The following is a 17778-nucleotide window of genomic DNA, read 5'->3' as shown; positions in this document are numbered from 1 at the left end:
GAATAAATTGGCTTAAACGGGAAAAAGCGCGTATTCTTTAGATAATATACATTTTATAAAATGTCTAGGATAAAATTTGAGATCCCATAGCTGTCATGTAAATCGAATAAGAGCTTGATTTATGCCCATAAAAAAAGGTGAACAGAAGTTCACCTTTTTTTGCCCCAAATCTACCATGAACTTAACCTACTTATGTTATGGTGAGTCCAATGTATGCGTTATTTAGATAAACGTTATTAAATATTAGATGAAATGCAGTTTTATCCGTTAAATGTCAATTTTTTTAGGATAAAGTGCCATATTTCAGTATGTTATCTAGTATGCTCTTTCCTTATTACCTTCATAAAAGTTTACAAATGCTCTGTTAACCACGCGATTACCTCCTGGCGTAGGGTAATTTCCCGTAAAGTACCAATCTCCTAAATTTTTAGGACAAGCCTTATGTAAATTCTCAATAGGTTGAAAGATCGTTTTTACTTTAGCTTTTACAGAGGGATCAGAAATAAGTTCAGCAATTTTATCAGAAATTTCATCTGCAGTAAATTGGCTGTATAAATCTTTCACAAAATTCTTAACCTCTTTATCTTTTAATTCTAATTGAGCTTTGCATTTGTGATAAACATCCTCGACTAAATGATATTTGCCATTTTCTCTCAATAATTCTAGCATAGCCCTAAAAGCAATCAAGCTTTCAAGATTTGCCATATCAATACCGTAACAATCTGGATATCGAATTTGAGGTGCAGAGGAAACAACAACTATTTGTTTAGGGTTGAGGCGATCCATCATTTTAACAATACTCATTTTAAGTGTTGTACCTCTTACAATACTATCGTCAATAATCACCAAATTATCTGTTGGTTTGATAACACCGTAAGTGACATCATAAACGTGAGCTACTAAGTCGTCACGACTACTATCTTCTGTAATAAAGGTTCTAAGCTTAACATCTTTGATTGCTATTTTTTCAATACGAGGTCTTTCAGATAGTATTTCGGTGACTTTTTCTGCGGAAAGCTTTCCGCCACCGTTCAAAATAGCTTGTGTTTTACGCTCGTTTAAATGTTTTTCTACGGTTTCTATCATTCCGAAGAAAGACGTTTCCGCAGTATTGGGAATATAGGAAAACACCGTGTTTTTGGTGTCTCCATCAATAGCCTCAAGTACTTTTGGCATTAGTAATTTACCTAGATTTTTACGTTCTTGATAGATTTCTGCATCACTGCCTCGAGAAAAATAAATACGCTCAAATGAACATGCTTTGCGCTCTAGAGGTTCAATAATTTGCTCTATATGTACCTTGCCAGATTTTTTTGTAATAATAGCATGACCAGGTGCCAATTCCTTAACATCATCAAAATCAACATTAAAAACAGTTTGAATCACAGGACGCTCTGAAGCTACAACGACAATTTCATCATCTTCATAGTAATAAGCTGGTCTAATTCCCGACGGATCTCTTAAAACAAAAGAGTCCCCATGACCTAAAAGTCCTGCCATTGCATATCCGCCATCCCAGTTTTTAGATGCTTTCTTTAATATTTTAGAAACATTTAAACGGTCTGCAATTAATGGAGAACATTCATTTTTACTATATCCTTCTTTTTTTAATTTCTTGTAGATTTTTGCGACAGCGTCATCTAGAAAGTGGCCAATTTTTTCCATTATGGTAATGGTATCTGCCCTTTCTTTGGGATGTTGTCCCAATGTCACCAATCCATCAAATAGTTGGTTGACATTGGTCATGTTAAAGTTACCTGCAACAATAAGGTTTCTATGCATCCAGTTATTTTGCCTCAAAAAAGGATGGACACTCTCTACACTGTTTTTTCCGAAGGTACCATAGCGTACGTGACCTAAAAAAAGTTCTCCAATATATGGTACATGTTGTTTTTGGAGCGCTACGTTATCTTGATATTCTGGGTGCTCAGTTAACTCTTCATTTATGCGTTCATTTATTTGTGCAAAAATATCTTGAATTGGTTGTTGTGCAATTGAACGCACACGACTTATGTAACGTTCACCAGGCTTGGTATCTAATTTAATACTTGCAAAACCAGCACCATCTTGTCCGCGATTGTGCTGCTTTTCCATCATGAGATACATTTTATTTACGCCATAAAATGCGCTTCCGTATTTTTCTTTATAGAACTCTAAAGGTTTTTTGAGTCTTATGAGTGCGATTCCGCATTCATGTTTTAAAGCATCGCTCATTGTTGTGTTGTTATTTTTAAGTCTTTCAAAATTAAAGATTCTGAACCAAATTCAGAATAAAAAAACGCGCTCAATTTTGAGCGCGTTGGTTTATGATAATTCAATATTAAATTGAGTGATTTTTTTAAATTCTTTTAATCGGTGTTCAATATCCTTTTGAGTCAAATTTTGCATGCGCTCTGTGCCAAATTTCTCTACACAGAAACTCGCCAGTGTAGATCCATAGATGACCGCATTTTTCATATTCTCAAAACTATAATCTTCGGTCTTTGCTAAATAACCAGCAAAACCTCCAGCAAATGTGTCACCTGCTCCGGTTGGATCAAAGACTTCCTCTAAGGGTAAAGCAGGTGCATAAAACATATGTTCGTTATGAAACAATAATGCGCCATGTTCCCCTTTTTTGATCACTACATATTTAGGGCCCATTTCATGAATTTTTCGTGCAGCAACAACAAGGGAATATTCTCCGGTTAATTGTCTTGCCTCTTCATCATTAATGGTAATAACATCTACATTTTTAATTACCGACAATAAATCTTCTAAAGCAATATCCATCCAAAAATTCATGGTATCTAAAATAGCCAGTTTTGGCTTTTTCGCCATTTGGTCTAATACACCTTGTTGAACCATTGGGTGTAAATTGCCAAGCATTACAACTTCAGCTTCTTTGTAGTCTTGAGGGACAACAGGGTTAAAATGCTCTAAAACATTTAACTCTGTAACTAAAGTATCACGAGAATTCATATCGTTATGGTATTTCCCGCTCCAAAAAAAAGTCTTACCGTCTTTTACGATTTCAATACCGTCTGTATTCACATTTCTATCAGATAAAAGGTCTAAATATTTCTGCGGAAAATCGCCACCCACAACAGATACTGCTGCTGCATCTACATTAAAATTTGAAGCAGATAAACCAATATAGGTTGCTGCTCCTCCAAGAATCTTGTCTGTTTTTCCAAATGGTGTTTCAATAGCATCAAAAGCCACTGTACCAACTATCACTAATTTGCTCATAAAGCGTTTAAAATTTGCTGCAAATATAAGGTTTTTAAGAACTAAAATGCGAATTTATTTGCGCCCAAAATCTGCAGGAATTTCTCCCCAGGCTTTAGTTTCCCATTTTACAATAGTCGTAGTATAATCGTTCTCTTTTAGCCATTGCACAGCGCGATCAACCAAATCATATACGGGTTTGTTTTTAGCATTGCGATTAAGTTTAGAATTGCATGTTTTTTTTCGTACCCAGCTCATTGCGGTTTTAGAGTCTGTATAGATGATGCGATCGCTGTTGTGTCTTTTTAGAAAGCCTAAACCGTGAACCAAAGCTAGAAACTCGCCAATATTATTGGTGCCTTCAGCAAAAGGGCCTTGTATAAATAGTTGTTTTTTAGACTTGGTGTCGACACCACGATACTCCATGATACCAGGATTGCCAGAAGATGCAGCATCAACAGCAATGGAATTGTAATTGGGCTTGCCTATCTTTTTAAGTTGTTCTGCAGTGAGCTCACTATTAAAAGATATGCTCTTACCTATATAATCAAAGTAGTTTCCTTTTAGAGCTTTTTTAGCAGCATCAAACGTTGCGAAGGATTTGTATTGGGCACCCTCATAATTTTTGATTTGAGCTTTGCAGTCGTTCCAAGATTCAAATACACCTGTGTGATGACCTTTCCAAACGGTGTAGTATTTTTTCTTTTTTTTACTCATTTAAAAGTTTATCAACCACCTTAGGAAAATGTTCCATCTCTAATTCATGAACCTTATCTGCAACATCTTGGGCAGAATCGGTTTCGAGCACAGCACATTTCGCCTGAAAAATAATAGCACCTTCATCGTAATGTTCGTTGACGTAATGTATGGTAATCCCAGTTTCGGTCTCTTTATTCGCAACGACAGCTTCATGAACATGCATGCCATACATGCCTTTTCCGCCATATTTTGGTAAAAGCGCAGGATGGATGTTAATCACCTTTGTAGGAAATTCGTTTAAAATATGCTTCGGAAACATCCATAAAAAACCAGCTAGGATAATAAGGTCGGGTTTTGAATTCCGAAGTACATTTAAAACTTCATCGGTTTTGCTGAATGCTATTTTGTTGAATGATAGTGCACTAACATCAAGTTTTTTGGCACGATCCAAAACTTTGGCATGAGGATTGTTAGTAAGCACCTGAATGACAGAAGCATATTCTCTGTTGTGAAAAAACTTAATTAAATTTTCAGCATTAGTGCCACTTCCGGACGCAAAAATTACAATACGTTTCATTTACAGACAAAAAGTTAGTGTTATTCAAAACAAAAAAAAGAATAATAATTAACAATTAGAACGTAAAACATAAAATCTTCAAAGTAATTTTACTAAATTACCATCACATTTTTAAACTAAAGGTGTGTATTGAAATAAAGTTTTTTTATTTTTGCGACCTAATTAAAACTTAAAATTAAAAAATTATGTCAGACATTGCATCAAGAGTAAAAGCGATTATCGTAGACAAGTTAGGAGTTGATGAAAACGAAGTTGTAACTGAAGCGAGCTTCACTAACGATTTAGGAGCAGATTCATTAGACACTGTCGAGTTAATCATGGAATTTGAAAAAGAATTTGATATTCAAATCCCAGACGACCAAGCTGAAAATATCGCAACAGTTGGTCAAGCGATCTCTTATATAGAAAAAGCAAAATAATTCAATAAAATTTTTATGGAATTAAAGCGAGTTGTAGTTACTGGTCTAGGCGCACTTACACCTATTGGCAATACCAAAGATGAATATTGGGATGCATTAATAAGTGGCAAAAGTGGAGCTGCTCCAATAACGTATTTTGATACTGAAAAGTTCAAAACAAAGTTCGCTTGCGAATTAAAAAACTTTAACGCTACCGATTTTTTTGATAGAAAAGAGGCTCGTAAAATGGATAGATTTGCACAGTATGCTATGGTAGCCTCAGATGAGGCTATCGTAGATTCTAAGCTAGATCTAGAAAAAATAAATAAATTACGAGTTGGCGTTATTTGGGGAGCAGGAATTGGAGGTCTAGAAACATTTCAAGAGGAAGTTTTAAACTTTGCATCTGGAGATGGTACACCAAGATTTAACCCTTTCTTTATCCCAAAAATGATTGCAGATATTGCGCCAGGAAACATCTCTATTAAGCATGGATTTATGGGACCTAATTACACAACAGTATCTGCGTGTGCATCCTCTGCCAATGCTATGTTTGATTCATTAAATATGATTCGTTTGGGTCATTGTGATGTCATTGTAACGGGCGGAAGTGAGGCAGCAGTAACCATTGCAGGAATGGGTGGTTTTAATGCCATGCATGCACTTTCCACAAGAAATGAAAGCCCAAAAACAGCTTCTAGACCTTTTGATGCAACCAGAGACGGTTTTGTCTTAGGAGAAGGAGCAGGAGCAATTATTCTTGAAGAATATGAGCATGCAAAAGCAAGAGGAGCTAAAATTTATGCTGAAGTGTTAGGAGGCGGTTTATCGTCTGATGCACATCACATGACCGCACCACATCCAGATGGCATAGGTGTTATTGCGGTAATGAAAAATTGTTTGGATAATGCTGGTATCAAACCTGAAGAAGTTGATCATATCAACACGCATGGTACATCAACACCTCTAGGAGATGTTGCTGAACTTAAAGCGATTTCTGAAGTGTTTGGAGATCATGCAAAACATATAAACATCAACTCTACAAAGTCTATGACTGGACATTTATTGGGAGCTGCGGGAGCTATTGAAGCCATTGCATCTATCTTGGCAATGGAACATGGTATAGTGCCTCCAACAATAAATCACGAGGTTGTTGATGAAAATATTGATTCTAATCTCAATTTAACGTTAAATAAAGCACAAAAGAGAGATGTTAAAGTAGCTATGAGTAATACGTTTGGATTTGGCGGTCACAACGCATGCATAGTGTTTAAAAAAATAGATTAAATCTCGAATGAGCTTCATTCGTAACATATTAAAAAGTTCCCGTTCTGATAAAGACGGGAATTTTTTTTTAATACTCAACAAGATCGTTGGTTATAAGGTAAAAAATAAGTCCTTATACATAAAAGCTTTTACGCACAGATCTATGAATATTAAAGACGAAAAGGGTAATGCTCTTAATTATGAGCGTTTAGAATTTGTTGGAGATGCTATGCTTAGTGCGGTTATTGCAGCTTATCTTTTTGAAGAAGTCCCTCATGGCGATGAAGGTTATCTAACCAAAATGCGTTCTAAAGTGGTAAGTAGGGAGCATCTCAATGAATTAGGGAAAGAATTAAAATTAATAGATTTGGTAGAAAGTAAAATTCCTAAATCTAACTTCGGAAACAATATTCATGGTAACCTTTTTGAGGCCTTAGTTGGTGCGATTTATCTAGACAAAGGTTATAAATGTTGCGAAACTTTTATCCATAAACGTGTCATAAAACCTCATGTTGACATTGAAACTTTAGAAGGTCGAGTAATTAGTTACAAAAGTTTGTTGATAGAATGGTGCCAAAAAGAAAAGAAAATTTTTGATTATAATGTTTATGAAGACACTGGTAATGACGACTTAAAACATTTCTCAGTTAAATTATCGATTGATCATAAAATTATCGCCAAAGCTAGAGCAACTTCCAAAAAGAAAGCAGAAGAGAAAGCTTCAAAGCGTGCTTTTTTTGTGTTTCAGAATGAAATAAGCAAAGCCATCTAAAGGATATTATTTTACCCAAGCCAATACTTGTTAACTACAACGTTTTCGCAGTTTTAGTAGAGTAAGATTAATATAAACTTCACAATTAAATAGCTATATTATGCTATATTTACAACTTGTAGTTGATTAATTATGGCATTACACAAGTTACTCGTTGACGATTTTTATGATGCTTCTTATTCGCTAATTGCGATACATTGCAGATTAGAAGATTTTCGTTTAGCTTATCTTTTAAATAAATATTTAGATTTAAAGTTACAACGAAAGCTCCAAGATTTAGACTATAATTATTTTGATGCCTCCTTTTCAATTTACGAATGGGAAAATAAAAAATTAGATACTGTTTGGAACCTCGTATCCAATATTTGTAAAAAAGATGAGGCAACACTTCAAAGTTCGGGTTCATTATTTGAGAACTCAACAACAGTAACAAGAACAGTTAATTTACTTCCAGAACTTAAAACAGTAGATTATCTTATTAAAGTTTCTAATGAACAGAGAAACTTTAACGAAAAAATAATATTAAATAGAATACAATCTATACCTCAAGTAATAACAACTTACAGTGTAGATATTGAAAAAATAAAATCTAAAGATCACTTAATTTTTAACTAATGCTACGTAGAAAAAAAACCAAAATAGTTGCCACCTTAGGACCTGCAACAAGTACAAAAGAAGTACTTAAGGGCATGCTTGAAGAAGGCGTAAATGTATTTAGAATCAATTTCTCCCATGCAGACTATAAAGATGTAGAAGAGCGTGTAAAAATGATTAGAGACCTAAATGAAGAATTTGGCTTCAATGCATCAATACTTGCAGATCTCCAAGGACCAAAATTAAGAGTTGGAGTAATGAAAGGAGAGGTTATTGTTAATGAAGGTGATGAAATCATTTTTGCTACAGGAAAACGTTTTGAAGGCACAAAAGAACGAGTCTACATGACGTATGATAATTTCCCACAAGACGCACAGGCAGGAGAACGAATTTTACTAGATGACGGAAAGTTAATTTTTGAAGTCGTTTCTACAGACAAAAAATCTGAAGTCAAAGCACGTGTCATTCAAGGTGGACCTTTACGTTCTAAAAAAGGAGTGAACCTTCCAAATACAAATATTTCACAACCAGCTTTAACCGAGAAAGACATTGAAGATGCCATTTTCGCATGTAGCTTAAAAGTAGATTGGATGGCATTGTCTTTTGTACGTCATGCAGAAGATTTAATGCAACTTGAAGAATTGATCACAAAACATAGCGACCATAAAATCCCGATTATTGCAAAAATTGAAAAACCAGAAGCTGTAGAAAATATTGATAAGATCGTTGCATATTGTGATGGATTGATGGTAGCTCGTGGAGATTTAGGTGTAGAAATTCCTGCGGAAGAAGTGCCACTTGTTCAAAAGCAATTAGTCTTAAGAGCCAAAAGAGCTAGAATACCAGTAATTATTGCAACCCAAATGATGGAAACAATGATTACAAGCTTAACGCCAACACGTGCAGAGGTTAATGATGTAGCTAATTCTGTTATGGATGGTGCAGATGCAGTGATGCTTTCTGGAGAGACTTCAGTTGGTAATTATCCTGTACAAGTCATTACGCAAATGGCAAATATCATCAGGAGTGTTGAAGATTCAGACTTGATCAAAGTACCGCAATCACCACCACATATCAAAACCAAAAGGTACATTACAAAGTCTATTTGTTATCATGCAGCGCACATGGCTAATGATATTAATGCAAAAGCTATTTCTACATTAACAAATTCAGGATATACCGCATTTCAAATTTCAGCATGGAGACCAAGTGCGCATATATTGGTTTTTACATCAAATAAGCGTATCCTAACACAATTGAGTTTGCTTTGGGGAGTTGAAGCATTTTACTATGATAAATTTGTAAGCACAGATGAAACAATAGAAGATGTAAACGCTATGGCTTGTAAAAAAGGCTATCTCGAAGTTGGCGACATGCTCATCAGTTTAGCTGCGATGCCAATTCAAGAAAAAGGTATGGTAAATACCCTGAGAGTTTCTGAAATTACGAGTTGTAGTTTTTAATCACATAATAATTTAGAGTGGTGAGAATACTATTAGGGTGATACCGGTAATAGGCTGTACTTAATCAAGTTGCTCTCTGTTAGAAGTTCCAAAAAATTGCTCAATTATTTAATAATCGAGATTTCTTGATTATACAAAATGAACGAGTAATCGCTAACGCAGAAACGTACTACTTATCTTTTATTTTACCTATTTTAAAAAACTCATCCTTAGATTTTTTTAAGAAATCTAGAAGTTGAGTAGGATATACGTCTTCATTATTTAAAGGAAGCAATGAGATTGAATTACTTAAATGTAAAATATTAAAAGTGTCATTATTAGGTTTTAATACAAACACTGTACGTATTTTATCAAACTCTGGCGCATTCTCAAAAACGGGAATATACCACAACGAAACTGCAGCTACGATAATACATCCATTTGTATCTAATCTAGAATCAAGATCTGTAATTTTAATTTCAAAAGGATTTTTTATTTCATGAAAATCATGCTCGATTGCTTTAATCCAGCTTTGTTTGTTATAGATTGTAGTAGAAATTCCATCAAACCCTATAAAATTGTCATCAAAAAACGCTACAATATCTAGCTCTCTTTGAGAATACAATCTTAAATAATTTTTAACAAACCTATGGCTACTATTTAAAAGGGTATTTTCCATTCATCATCATTGATTATTTCTAATCTTTAAATTAATAAACTAATTTTAGAAAGTCAAGAGAATACATATATTTAGTGTTAAATTTCTAATTGTTAGAATGTACTCAAAATTCAAACCTCAATTGCATACTAACAGGTTTTTCCGTTTTTTCAACTTTTTTATTTTTAGAACTTTCGGTATTTAAATTAGACAAGGAAATCCCTAATAGTCGTACCGAATTACTCATTTTTTCCTGATACAGTAAATCTTTAGCAGTTTCAAGAATCATACTTTTATCGCCTATAAAGTATGGTAAAGTCTTGCTTCGGGTTTGTAAGGTGAAATCACTGTACTTTATTTTGAGCGTCACTGTTTTTCCAGAGACGTTACTTTTGCTGAGTCGCTTGGCAACCTCTTCTGCAATATGGTTTAGTTTTTCTAGCATAAAAATTTCCGAAGATAAATTTTCACTAAACGTACGTTCTGCAGCGAGCGATTTTCTAATACGATTGGGTTTGACTTCGCTATTATGGATGCCACGAACAACGTGATAATAGTAACGTCCCGATTTTCCGAAGTTATCATCAAGATACTCCAAAGATTTTGCTTTTAAATCCTTACCGGTAAAAATCCCTTTTTGGTACATTTTCTCTGCGGTGACTTTACCAACGCCATAAAATTTTCTAATATCGAGATCCTCTAAAAATTGAATGACTTCTTCTGGATTCACGGTTTTTTGTCCGTTAGGCTTGTTGTAATCGCTAGCTACTTTGGCTATAAATTTATTGATAGAAATCCCAGCAGAAGCAGTTAAACCAACTTCATTTAAAATACGAGCTCTAATTTCTTGGGCAATTAAGGATGCACTTGGATTTCCTTTTTTGTTTTGAGTAACATCCAAATATGCTTCGTCAAGGGAGAGGGGTTCTACCAAATCTGTATAATCATAGAAGATAGTTCTAACCTTTTGAGAAATGGTTTTGTAACGATCAAAATTAGTTTTTACAAAAATAAGATGAGGACATAATTTAATCGCCAAACGTCCAGACATAGCGCTTTTCACTCCAAACTTTCTCGCTTCATAACTGGCTGCGCTAATGACACCTCGAGCTCCACCACCGCCAACAGCAATCGCTTTTCCTTTTAGACTGGGATCATCCATTTGCGCTACAGAGGCATAAAATGCATCCATATCGACATGAATAATCTTTCTAATTGGTAAATCGTTTTGCATCATGTAAATTTACTGATTCCTGCGCAGGCAGGAATCTCTATTCATGAGAATTGAGAAATTAATTAAATAAGATTCCCACTTTAATGGGAACTAAAGATGATAGAAATAGAACGTAAATTTTTAGTGACTTCGGAAGATTTTAAAAAAGATTCCTTCAAGCATACGCGAATTATTCAGGGTTTTCTTAATACACATCCAGATCGAACAGTTAGAGTTAGGGTTAAAGGAGACCAAGGATTCGTAACAGTTAAAGGAAAATCTACTGAGAATGGCTTGTCTCGTTATGAATGGGAAAAAGAAATTTCTAAACAAGACGCTGAATCACTTTTAAAGCTCTGTGAAAAAGGTGTGATTGATAAAGTGCGTTACGAGGTCAATATAGGACAGCATGTGTTTGAGGTTGATGTGTTTTCAGCAGAGAATAAAGGTTTAATTGTTGCTGAGGTTGAATTAAATCATGAGGATGAAAATTATAAAATACCAGATTGGCTTGGTGAAGAAGTAACCGGTAACAAACGTTATTACAACTCGCAGTTAAGTAAGCATCCATTTAAAGATTGGAGCTAAAAAAACCACTCATTTGAGTGGTTTTTAAAAATTTGTCTAACTAAAATTATGCTTTTTTAGAACAGCAGTCTTTTTTACAATCTTCTGCACAAGCCATTTTTTTAGAATCCTCAGATTTTTCTGCACAACATGCTTTATCACAATTAGCTTTGCAAGCTTCTTTTTCCGTAGAAAAAGACTCTACGGTTTTCATGTCTTTTACTTTGTAAGTATCACCCGCTTTTGAAACAGCTTCCTCTAAAGTTTTTGGAGTAACCATGGCTTCATCGTACTCAACCATTGCTATTTGTTTGTCAAAATCTACCTTAGCAGATTTTACGCCATCCATTCTAGCCATTTTCTTTTCTATGGTTTTAGCGCAACCCATAGCACAAGTCATTCCTTCAATACCAAATTCCGCCTTTGCATAAGTAGCATTCGGATCTAATTTTTTAGCTGCGTTTGTATTGATTTGTGAGGTAGATTCTACAGTTATAACTTCTGGATCTTTATCGCTTTTACAAGCAACAATTGAAACCGAAATCAATGCAATCGCAAATATGTTCTTTAATGTTTTCATAGTATATGTTATAGATAGTACCAACAAACTTAATAAATATTGATGTGCATTGCATTAAAATTAACGAACTTTGTGAATTACTTAAGAAATCTTATGAGTGATACTACTAAGAAATGGCTTTTCCTCTTTGTTCTATCTATTATTTGGGGGAGTTCATTTATATTAATTAAGAAGTCACTATTAGGATTAACACCGTATCAATTAGGTGCTCTACGAACAATTATTACTGGAATTTTTCTATTTTCGGTGGGTTTAAAAGGACTCAAATCAATAAAAAAAAACGAATGGAAATGGATCGTGATTTCAGGATTTATAGGATCATTTATACCTGCTTTTTTATTTGCTATTGCAGAAACTGAAATCGATAGTGCAATTACTTCAATTTTAAACTCGTTAGTACCTTTAAATGCCATTTTGTTAGGATTCGCCATTTTTAAGATTGGGTTTACAAAACGTCAGTTATTTGGAGTTATCATTGGTTTTGTAGGAACAAGTATCCTTATTTTGAGAGGAGCTGAAATGAATCCAAATCAAAATTATTTATACGCTGGCTTTGTAATTATCTCAACAGTCATGTATGCGCTAAATGTGAATATTATAAAAAAGTACCTTCAAAATGTAAAGCCATTGAGTATTGCTACGGGAAATTATGTTGGTATTATAGTTCCTGCGATAGTAGTTCTCTTATTTAGTGATTTTTTTACTGATGAAACATTTGCCAATCCAAACTTTAAAATGTCAATGGTTTATGTTATCATTTTATCTTTCTTCGGAACTGCGCTCGCCAAGGTACTCTTCAATACTTTAGTGCAGATATCAACACCAGTTTTTGCATCTTCTGTAACCTATTTAATGCCAGTTGTTGCTTTAACTTGGGGATTGCTGGATGATGAAGAATTTGGATGGTTTCAAATATTGGCCAGTGCCATTATACTGGTAGGTGTGTATTTAGGTAATAAGGGTAGATATAAAAAAAGCCCGAAATAATATTACTTCGGGCTTTTAGAATTATAAGTTTTGAATCTTAGTCAAAATCTGCATCAGATACACCTTCGTTTACTTTAACAGATTTAACTGTAAAGTCAAAGCGACGTGGTCCTGCAGTTTGCCCTATTTTAAAAGGAAACTTGATACCTCCAACATCTTTATATTCATCATAGAATACAGATTGTGATCCTGCTTCACTAGTTTCAACTTGTTTTATTTTTAAACCTGTTTCAACATCATAATATAAAGATTTGCTGTCGCTTACATTTACTTTATACGCTTTGACACCATCTACCATTTCAATTTTTTCTAAAGTAACACCACCGTTTAAATAGTTAACTTCAGGAAAAGGAGATGATTCTACCTTAGCATCTTTCAATTCTTCAGGTGTCATGTCTTTACGTTGCCCTTGCTGGACGATATATCCACCTTCAGGATTAACAACAGATTTCATAAATGATTGTCCCATTGCAGACACTTCTGACATGGCTTGGTTTTTGGATGTTTTCTTCATCTCCAAGTTCATCATCACACCAGGTTGTAATTCCGCTTCCGCAGTCATATAAACAGAGTTTACTTTATCTAAAGCAGCTTTTCCACCAATGGCATCTATATAAGATTGCATTACTTTGGTAGCGTCCATATCTGCTGGCATTTCAATTTCGTAAGATGGTTTTTCTGTTTCAGCTGCAAACTTATCGTAGTATTTAATAGGAATTCCTGTTTTTTGAAGGTTTTCTAATACTTCGCTTCCTTTACCAATAACGACGATACGAGCGTTTTCAGTTTTAAAATACTTGTTGGCCACACGATTTACATCATCTGCAGTAACTGCATTAATTTTTTGTAAATAAGTCGTGTAAAAATCATCTGGAAGATCATTAAGCTTAATATTTAAAGCGTAACGTGCAATAGTTTGTGGGCTTTCTAGAGCCAACACAAAATCTCCAACATATTTAGCTTTTGCGTTTTTAAGCATATCTTGCTCAATAGGCTCAGTTTTAATACGGTTGATTTCTTTCAAAGTTTCAACAACTGCGCTATCTGTTACCATATTTCTAACAGCTGCACCTGCGGTGAAACGTGATGCATATTCATCTGTACCAATTCCAGATCTTGCGCCATAGGTATAACCATGTTCTTCACGAAGGTTCATGTTTAAGTAGCTATTAAAGCCTCCACCTAAAATTTTATTGGCAATTAAGACAGAATGGTAATCGTCATCTTTCATTTCTAAATCTACATTGTTTGTCAAAGAGATATTAGATTGTACAGCGTTTGGCATATCAACAAAGTTAATTTGTGTGTACTGTGCATTTGGAGCTTCATCGGGAACTGTATAATCTATACCAACAGATTTTTCCCATTTAGAAAAATGTTTTTCAATTTGCTTTTTCACGTCCTTAAAAGATACATCTCCAACAACAACTAGATAAGCGTTGTTAGGGTTGAAATATTTTTCGTAAAATGCTACAGCATCACCATAGCTTACATTATTTACAGTTTCTTCTGTGGTAAATTCTCCATAAGGATGATTTTTACCATAAGCCAAAGCAGACCCAACTCTTCCAGCCACTGCATCAACGCTATTTTCTTCAGATTTTAAACCGTCTATAAGTTTAGCTTTTTCTTTCTCAAATTCTTCCTCGATTAATAAAGGGTTAATTGCAGCATCTGCCATTAATTCTAAGATACGATCAGAATATTTTGATAATGAACTTGCGTAGCCTCCTCTAAAACTAAAGCCAATATTTGCGCCTAAAAAGTCTACTTCTTCGTTAAATTCATCTTTAGAAATGTTTTTTGTCCCGTTACCTAACATAGCGCCAATTAAACTCTCAACTCCTGCTTTATCACCAACAGTCATTGGCTTATTATCAATTGTTAAGGAGTATGATACTCTTGGTAACTTATGGTTTTCTACCACTAGAACAGTAAGTCCGTTTTTTAATTCAAATTCTTGAGGCTTCTCCAGTGATATTTTTGGAGCAGGACCTGGTTCGGGCATTTTAGATCGATCAACTTGTGCAAATGCACTAACCGACATTAAAAATGCTACGACTAATATGGATATTTTAAATTTCATTTTCATTTATTTTTTAGTTGTCAGTTTTCTCTTTTGGTAAATATTCTAACTCTACACGTTGGTTAGGATTCAAATATTTTTTTACAACATCTTGAATTTCCTGTCTAGTAATTGAACGGTAAATTTCAATTTCAGAATTTATTAAATTGATATCGTCATAAAGCATATAATTTGTTACCAAAGAGCTCGCAATACCTTGAATACTTGAGTTTGAGTTTACAAATCTGTTTTCAAATTTATTTTGAAGTTTTTGATAATCTTTTTCTGAAATGAGCTCGTTTTGCATTTTAACAATTTCTTCATCCATCTCCTTAAGCAAAGCATCTAGAGAAGTATCTCCCAATGGAAGACCATAAATGGCATAAATACCATAATCCATTTGATCGATGTTGATAGCACCAACTTGAAGTGCCATTTTTTTATCATCCACTATTTTTTTGTATAATTTTGATGTTTTACCATCACTTAAATAAGCAGATACCATACTCAAAACATAAGAATCTCTTTCTTTAAAACCAGGAGTTCTATATGCTGTAATAATTGCAGGGATTTGAATATTTGGATCGAAGAATTTTGCGTCGATTTTTTCTGTGATAGGTTCTTCTTTAGCAAAATTTCTAGTTGGTACTGGTCTACTCTTTATGTCTGCAAAATATTTTTTTACTAATGTTTTTGCTTCTTTCTTATCAATATCACCAGCAATTACCAGAGCAGCATTGTTTGGTCCATACCAATCTTTAAAATATTGTTGAAATTCCTCTAAAGTAGAGGCGTCTAAATCTGCCATTTCTCCAATATTTTTATTTGCATAAGGGTGATTTTTAAATAAATTTTCACTCACAGCAAATAAAAACTGTCCATAAGGGGAGTTATCATACCTTAGACGCTTTTCTTCCTTAACAACTTCGTTTTGAGTATCTACTCCAACTTGGTCAATAACTGGGTGAAGCATTCTTTCAGATTCCATCCAAAGACCTAATTCTAAATTGTTAGAAGGGAAAACTTCATAATAGTAAGTTCTATCCAATGAGGTGTTTGCATTATTGCTACCACCATTTGAAGATACGATTGTAAACCATTCTCCTCGATCTATATTTTGGGTACCTTCAAATAAAAGATGCTCAAAAAAGTGAGCAAAACCAGTACGAGGTGCTGCAGCAGTACCTCCCAAATCTTTTCCTCCTACATCATACATAACACCAACGGTCACTACAGGAGCAGTATTATCTTGGTGTAAAATAACGTGAAGTCCGTTATCTAAATCAAATTCTTCAAATTCAACCTGTTGTGCATTGACAGAGAAGCCAACAAGCACAAAAGAGGCTAAAATTAATAGGTAATTTTTCATTGTGAGTTTGTTTTAATTAATTGTGATTTTGTGTTAATTTTTATATAATGTTAAATTAGTGTTCGGTTTAGTTAAAAAGTTACACTATTTCCACAAAAATAGCGAATAACATAGCTTATATTACTGTTTTTAGTGCAAAATATATCTTAAAATTGTTTTCTCATATTTATGCAAAGTAGATAAAGTGTTCGAGTTTTAAAATTTCTGCATAAAAAAATTATATTATTATTCAAAATTCATATATCGTTTGTAAATTAATGAATTAGGATGTATATTTGCACCCGCTTTCTAAGGAGGAAGCACCTATTTTAAACAAAATAATTAATAAAAACGTTACGCTATGTACGCAATTGTAGAGATAGCAGGGCATCAATTTAAAGTTGAAAAAGACCAAAAAGTTTTTGTTAACCGTTTAGCAACAGAAGAAGGTAAGAAAGTAGATTTCGATAACGTTCTTTTAATTGGTGATGGTGACAATATTACTTTAGGCGCCCCAGCTATAGGCGGAGCACTTGTAAGTGCAAAAGTCTTAAAGCACCTTAAAGGTGACAAAGTAATCGTCTTCAAAAAGAAGAGAAGAAAAGGTTACCGTGTAAAAAACGGACACAGACAATCTTTATCTGAAATCCTTATTGAAGGTATTACTACTTCTGGAGGAAAGAAAGCTGAAAAAGCTGAACCTAAGAAGGAAACTAAAAAAGCTGAATCAAAAGAAGAAGCTAAAAAGGAAACACCTAAAGCGAAACCAGCTGCTAAAAAAGCAACAGGAAAAGCTGATGATTTGAAAAAAATCGAAGGTGCAGGACCTAAAGCTGCTGAAGCTTTAGTAAACGCAGGAATTGATACTTTTGAAAAAGTAGCAAATACTGATGCTGCTAAATTAAGTGAAATTCTTACTGAAGAAAGTTCAAGATTAGCGCACATCGTTACAGATACTTGGCCAAAACAAGCTAGATTAGCTGCAGATGGTAAGTGGGACGAATTAAAAGAATTACAAGACAGATTAGATGGTGGAATTGAAAAGTAAATTTTCAATAACATTAATTATTAACAATATAAAACCTTAAGACAATGGCTCATAAAAAAGGAGTAGGTAGTTCTAAAAACGGTAGAGAATCAGAATCAAAACGCTTAGGTGTTAAGATTTTTGGTGGACAAGCTGCTGTTGCAGGAAACATTATCGTAAGACAAAGAGGTAATACACATCATCCAGGTGAAAATGTGTATGGCGGAAAAGACCACACTTTACATGCTAAAGTAGATGGTTTAGTAAGATTCACAAAGAAAAAAGATGGTAAGTCTTTTGTTTCTATTGATGCTTTTGAAGCATAATTTGAATTTTATCCCATAGTATTAAAAACCCATTCTAGTTTAGAATGGG

The 17778-nt window shown here is 34.1% G+C and carries 18 protein-coding genes; 9 read left to right on the top strand and 9 right to left on the bottom strand.

What is annotated here, in order from left to right:
* Positions 1 to 315: 315 nt before the first annotated feature.
* The 4 genes from GQ40_RS12420 to GQ40_RS12405 form a co-directional block, all read right to left on the bottom strand.
* Positions 316 to 2214, bottom strand: a complete 1899-nt coding sequence (locus tag GQ40_RS12420) for an amidophosphoribosyltransferase (protein ID WP_047548865.1) — start codon at positions 2212 to 2214, stop codon at positions 316 to 318.
* Positions 2215 to 2304: 90 nt separating this feature from the next.
* Complete coding sequence (locus GQ40_RS12415; protein ID WP_047548861.1) at positions 2305 to 3231, bottom strand: PfkB family carbohydrate kinase; 927 nt, start codon at positions 3229 to 3231, stop codon at positions 2305 to 2307.
* Between the two features lie 54 nt (positions 3232 to 3285).
* Positions 3286 to 3927 carry a viroplasmin family protein gene (locus GQ40_RS12410; RefSeq protein ID WP_047548859.1) on the bottom strand — a complete coding sequence of 214 codons (642 nt, stop codon included), beginning with the start codon at positions 3925 to 3927 and terminating at the stop codon, positions 3286 to 3288.
* A complete protein-coding gene (locus GQ40_RS12405) occupies positions 3920 to 4486 on the bottom strand; it encodes a phosphoribosylglycinamide formyltransferase (RefSeq protein WP_047548856.1) in 567 nt (188 codons plus the stop codon). Before GQ40_RS12405 ends, GQ40_RS12410 begins: the two co-directional genes overlap by 8 nt.
* Before the next feature lie 185 nt (positions 4487 to 4671).
* Here GQ40_RS12405 and GQ40_RS12400 point away from each other — a divergent pair, with 185 nt between their 5' ends.
* From GQ40_RS12400 to pyk, 5 genes are all read left to right on the top strand, one after another.
* Positions 4672 to 4905 (top strand): acyl carrier protein, encoded by a 234-nt coding sequence (locus GQ40_RS12400; RefSeq protein ID WP_010227409.1) that lies wholly within the window; start codon positions 4672 to 4674, stop codon positions 4903 to 4905.
* Positions 4906 to 4920: 15 nt separating this feature from the next.
* On the top strand, positions 4921 to 6171 hold the full coding sequence (gene fabF, locus GQ40_RS12395) for a beta-ketoacyl-ACP synthase II (protein ID WP_047548852.1): 1251 nt from the start codon (positions 4921 to 4923) through the stop codon (positions 6169 to 6171).
* Positions 6172 to 6178: 7 nt separating this feature from the next.
* On the top strand, positions 6179 to 6922 hold the full coding sequence (rnc, locus tag GQ40_RS12390) for a ribonuclease III (RefSeq protein ID WP_047548849.1): 744 nt from the start codon (positions 6179 to 6181) through the stop codon (positions 6920 to 6922).
* A gap of 132 nt (positions 6923 to 7054) precedes the next feature.
* Positions 7055 to 7537, top strand: a complete 483-nt coding sequence (locus GQ40_RS12385) for an IPExxxVDY family protein (RefSeq protein ID WP_047548847.1) — start codon at positions 7055 to 7057, stop codon at positions 7535 to 7537.
* A complete protein-coding gene (pyk, locus tag GQ40_RS12380) occupies positions 7537 to 8979 on the top strand; it encodes a pyruvate kinase (RefSeq protein WP_047548844.1) in 1443 nt (480 codons plus the stop codon). The genes GQ40_RS12385 and pyk overlap by 1 nt, the downstream gene beginning before the upstream one ends.
* Before the next feature lie 169 nt (positions 8980 to 9148).
* Here pyk and GQ40_RS12375 read toward each other — a convergent pair whose 3' ends face one another.
* Both GQ40_RS12375 and dinB read right to left on the bottom strand, forming a co-directional pair.
* On the bottom strand, positions 9149 to 9637 hold the full coding sequence (locus tag GQ40_RS12375) for a nuclear transport factor 2 family protein (protein ID WP_047548841.1): 489 nt from the start codon (positions 9635 to 9637) through the stop codon (positions 9149 to 9151).
* 103 nt (positions 9638 to 9740) lie between these two features.
* Entirely contained in the window at positions 9741 to 10850 is a 1110-nt protein-coding gene (gene dinB / locus GQ40_RS12370) for a DNA polymerase IV (protein ID WP_047548838.1), read from the bottom strand.
* A 96-nt stretch (positions 10851 to 10946) separates the two neighbouring features.
* Between dinB and GQ40_RS12365 the strand changes: the two genes are divergently transcribed.
* On the top strand, positions 10947 to 11417 hold the full coding sequence (locus GQ40_RS12365; protein ID WP_047548835.1) for a CYTH domain-containing protein: 471 nt from the start codon (positions 10947 to 10949) through the stop codon (positions 11415 to 11417).
* A 46-nt stretch (positions 11418 to 11463) separates the two neighbouring features.
* Here the strand turns inward: GQ40_RS12365 and GQ40_RS12360 are convergent, their stop codons facing one another.
* Positions 11464 to 11976, bottom strand: a complete 513-nt coding sequence (locus GQ40_RS12360) for a heavy-metal-associated domain-containing protein (protein WP_047548832.1) — start codon at positions 11974 to 11976, stop codon at positions 11464 to 11466.
* Between the two features lie 93 nt (positions 11977 to 12069).
* Here GQ40_RS12360 and GQ40_RS12355 point away from each other — a divergent pair, with 93 nt between their 5' ends.
* Positions 12070 to 12963, top strand: coding sequence for a DMT family transporter (locus GQ40_RS12355; protein WP_047548829.1), 894 nt, complete (start codon positions 12070 to 12072; stop codon positions 12961 to 12963).
* A 37-nt stretch (positions 12964 to 13000) separates the two neighbouring features.
* Here the strand turns inward: GQ40_RS12355 and GQ40_RS12350 are convergent, their stop codons facing one another.
* Complete coding sequence (locus tag GQ40_RS12350) at positions 13001 to 15049, bottom strand: M16 family metallopeptidase (RefSeq protein ID WP_047551920.1); 2049 nt, start codon at positions 15047 to 15049, stop codon at positions 13001 to 13003.
* Positions 15050 to 15062: 13 nt separating this feature from the next.
* Positions 15063 to 16397 (bottom strand): M16 family metallopeptidase, encoded by a 1335-nt coding sequence (locus tag GQ40_RS12345; RefSeq protein ID WP_047548826.1) that lies wholly within the window; start codon positions 16395 to 16397, stop codon positions 15063 to 15065.
* Positions 16398 to 16737: 340 nt separating this feature from the next.
* Between GQ40_RS12345 and rplU the strand changes: the two genes are divergently transcribed.
* Positions 16738 to 17424 (top strand): 50S ribosomal protein L21, encoded by a 687-nt coding sequence (rplU, locus tag GQ40_RS12340; RefSeq protein WP_047548823.1) that lies wholly within the window; start codon positions 16738 to 16740, stop codon positions 17422 to 17424.
* Positions 17425 to 17468: 44 nt separating this feature from the next.
* Positions 17469 to 17729, top strand: a complete 261-nt coding sequence (gene rpmA, locus GQ40_RS12335) for a 50S ribosomal protein L27 (protein ID WP_047548820.1) — start codon at positions 17469 to 17471, stop codon at positions 17727 to 17729.
* The last annotated feature ends 49 nt before the right edge of the window (positions 17730 to 17778 follow it).

This window comes from Psychroserpens sp. Hel_I_66 (genome assembly GCF_000799465.1).
Taxonomy (GTDB): domain Bacteria; phylum Bacteroidota; class Bacteroidia; order Flavobacteriales; family Flavobacteriaceae; genus Psychroserpens.
The sequence above is the reverse complement of the archived record's forward strand: the minus strand, read 5'-3'. Positions and strand labels throughout refer to the sequence as shown.

Coding starts and splice junctions, on each gene's coding strand:
- GQ40_RS12420 (WP_047548865.1), bottom strand. CDS start 2,214: ATGAGCGATGCTTTAAAACATGAATGCGGAATCGCACTCATAAGACTC.
- rnc (WP_047548849.1), top strand. CDS start 6,179: ATGAGCTTCATTCGTAACATATTAAAAAGTTCCCGTTCTGATAAAGAC.
- GQ40_RS12360 (WP_047548832.1), bottom strand. CDS start 11,976: ATGAAAACATTAAAGAACATATTTGCGATTGCATTGATTTCGGTTTCA.
- GQ40_RS12350 (WP_047551920.1), bottom strand. CDS start 15,049: ATGAAATTTAAAATATCCATATTAGTCGTAGCATTTTTAATGTCGGTT.
- GQ40_RS12385 (WP_047548847.1), top strand. CDS start 7,055: ATGGCATTACACAAGTTACTCGTTGACGATTTTTATGATGCTTCTTAT.
- GQ40_RS12355 (WP_047548829.1), top strand. CDS start 12,070: ATGAGTGATACTACTAAGAAATGGCTTTTCCTCTTTGTTCTATCTATT.
- rpmA (WP_047548820.1), top strand. CDS start 17,469: ATGGCTCATAAAAAAGGAGTAGGTAGTTCTAAAAACGGTAGAGAATCA.
- GQ40_RS12345 (WP_047548826.1), bottom strand. CDS start 16,397: ATGAAAAATTACCTATTAATTTTAGCCTCTTTTGTGCTTGTTGGCTTC.
- rplU (WP_047548823.1), top strand. CDS start 16,738: ATGTACGCAATTGTAGAGATAGCAGGGCATCAATTTAAAGTTGAAAAA.
- fabF (WP_047548852.1), top strand. CDS start 4,921: ATGGAATTAAAGCGAGTTGTAGTTACTGGTCTAGGCGCACTTACACCT.
- pyk (WP_047548844.1), top strand. CDS start 7,537: ATGCTACGTAGAAAAAAAACCAAAATAGTTGCCACCTTAGGACCTGCA.
- GQ40_RS12405 (WP_047548856.1), bottom strand. CDS start 4,486: ATGAAACGTATTGTAATTTTTGCGTCCGGAAGTGGCACTAATGCTGAA.
- GQ40_RS12375 (WP_047548841.1), bottom strand. CDS start 9,637: ATGGAAAATACCCTTTTAAATAGTAGCCATAGGTTTGTTAAAAATTAT.
- GQ40_RS12400 (WP_010227409.1), top strand. CDS start 4,672: ATGTCAGACATTGCATCAAGAGTAAAAGCGATTATCGTAGACAAGTTA.
- GQ40_RS12415 (WP_047548861.1), bottom strand. CDS start 3,231: ATGAGCAAATTAGTGATAGTTGGTACAGTGGCTTTTGATGCTATTGAA.
- GQ40_RS12410 (WP_047548859.1), bottom strand. CDS start 3,927: ATGAGTAAAAAAAAGAAAAAATACTACACCGTTTGGAAAGGTCATCAC.
- dinB (WP_047548838.1), bottom strand. CDS start 10,850: ATGCAAAACGATTTACCAATTAGAAAGATTATTCATGTCGATATGGAT.
- GQ40_RS12365 (WP_047548835.1), top strand. CDS start 10,947: ATGATAGAAATAGAACGTAAATTTTTAGTGACTTCGGAAGATTTTAAA.